Annotated in this window: 1 protein-coding gene; it reads right to left on the bottom strand. The window is 75.1% G+C overall.

Features of this window, described 5'->3' with window-relative positions; genetic code table 11:
- Positions 1–174: 174 nt before the first annotated feature.
- Positions 175–1,203: an alkene reductase gene (locus tag IFT36_RS15835; RefSeq protein WP_233568559.1), complete on the bottom strand. Its 1,029-nt coding sequence runs from the start codon at positions 1,201–1,203 to the stop codon at positions 175–177.
- Positions 1,204–2,168 lie beyond the last annotated feature (965 nt).

Below are 2,168 nucleotides of genomic sequence, written 5' to 3'. Positions count from 1 at the left end.
CCCGCGCCTCCTCGGCTCGCCGTGCGCCGGCGGCCGCGCGGACCGGCCGCACGGACCGGCCGCGCGGGTCGGCCGCACGGGCCGGCCGAACGACGACGGACCCCGCCCCGGGCGACCGACCACGGGAGGACGTGGTGGGTCGCCCGGGACGGGGTCCGCGGTGCGGGCGCCGGACTAGCGCGCGGCGTGCTCCAGCGTCGGGTAGTCCGTGTAGCCCTCGGCACCCTCGGCGTAGAACGTGGCGGGGTTCGGCTCGTTGACCTCGTGGTCACCCTGCCACCGCTCGACCAGGTCGGGGTTGGCGATGGCGAAACGGCCCACGGCCACGGCGTCGGCCTGGCCGTCGGCGACCTCGGCGATGGCCTCGTCGCGCGTGGTGATCTGACCGAAGCCGCTGTTGACGATGAAGGCACCACCGAAGCGCGTGCGGAGGTCCTGGACGAGCTCGCCGCGCAGGTCGGCCTGCAGCACGCTGAGGTAGGCGAGGCCGAGCGGCGCGAGGCCCTCGACGAGCGCACGGTAGACGGCCGTCACGTCGGCGACGTCGGTCTCGACGACGTCCTGGATGTTGTGCATGGGCGACAGCCGGATGCCGACGCGGCCGGCACCGATCGCCTCGGCCACGGCGGTCGCGGTCTCGATCGCGAGGCGGGCGCGGTTCTCGGGGGTTCCGCCGTACTCGTCGGTGCGGACGTTCGAGACGGGCGAGAGGAACTCGTGCAGCAGGTAGCCATTGGCGCTGTGGATCTCGACGCCGTCGAGCCCGGCCTCGAGCACGGCGCGCTTCGACGCGGCGACGATGTCGGCCGTGACCTGGTGGACCTCGTCGGTCGTGAGGGCGTGCGGCACGGGGAAGTCGACCTTGCCGGTGGCGGTGTGCACCTGGCCGTCGATGGCGATCGCGCTGGGGGCGACGATGCGGTCGGTGCGCGTGATGTCGGTGTGCGAGACGCGGCCACCGTGCATGACCTGCATGACGATCTGGCCGCCCTCGGCGTGGACGGCCTCGGCGACGCGCTTCCAGCCGGCGACCTGCTCGTCGGTGACGATGCCGGGCTGACCGTCGTAGGCCTTGGACTCCTGCGAGGGCCAGGTGCCCTCGGTCGTGATCAGACCGAAGGAGGCGCGCTGACGGTAGTGCTCCACCACGACGTCGCCCGGAACGCCGTCGTCGCCGGAGCGGAGACGGGTGAGGGGCGCCATGACGACGCGGTTGCGCAGCTCGAGCTGGCCGAAGGTGGCGGGAGAGAAGAGGTCCAAGGGTGGTCCTTCCGAACGGTGACGCGCCCTCGGGCGGGGGCGCTCGTGAGACAACGCCCCCGTTGCACGATGCATTCCCCAGCCCACGAGGCCCGGGAGCGCCGCGAGGAGGGCGCCGAGGGCTGCCACGGCGAGGGCCACGCCGTAGCCGCCGGTCCCGACGAGCGCGCCCAGGACGACGGCCCCCACGGCCTGGCCCAGCACCAACAGCACGAAGAGCAGGGCCGTCCCGCTCGCGGCCCGCTCGGCGTCGATCTCGGCCGTCCAGGCGATCAGCGCACCCGTCGCCGCCGTGTAGGCCCAGCCGAAGGCCGCGCAGGCCACGAACGCCACCGGCACGACGCCCGGCAGGGTCGCCAACCCGGCCGTGCCCGCCGCCATCGCGACCAGCGTGAGCGTCCAGACCGTCCCGGGGGCCAGGCGCGCCAGCGGTCGGGCGGTGGCGATGACGGCGGTGCCGCCCGCGCCGAGGCAGACCCAGGCCCCGACCGACAGCTCGGCCGCCACCCCGGCGTCGACCAGCAACGTGCGCCCGAAGTTCCAGACCCCGGCCGAGGCGGCACCGGCGAGCAGCGCCGCGACCAGCACCCACCGGTGGTCGACGAACCACGACGGCGGAGGCAGGAGGTCGCGCCCGACCGAGGTCGTGGCACCCGTCGCGTCGCTCGGTCGAGCCACGGAGCCGCGGTGGTCGAGCACGAGGACGGCCCCGGCCGCGACGATCGCTCCCCCGACGGCCGCCCACCACGCGAGTCGCCAGTCGGGCAGCACGGCGGACGCCAGGAGTCCCGCCGCCACGAGGCCCGGGCCCGTGCCGGCGTTGACGACCGTCTGGCCGCGCGCCTGCCGTCCGTGCTCGAGACCGCGCTGCAGGAGGCGCACCAGGGCCGGCGACGCGAGGCCGGCCC

The sequence above is a fragment of the Frigoribacterium sp. CFBP 13605 genome (genome assembly GCF_014839405.1).
Taxonomy (GTDB): domain Bacteria; phylum Actinomycetota; class Actinomycetes; order Actinomycetales; family Microbacteriaceae; genus Frigoribacterium.
This window is presented reverse-complemented; position numbering and strand designations above follow the sequence as displayed.

Excerpts from the sequence above, each read along its gene's own strand:
- IFT36_RS15835 (WP_233568559.1), bottom strand. The coding sequence starts at position 1,203 with ATGGCGCCCCTCACCCGTCTCCGCTCCGGCGACGACGGCGTTCCGGGC.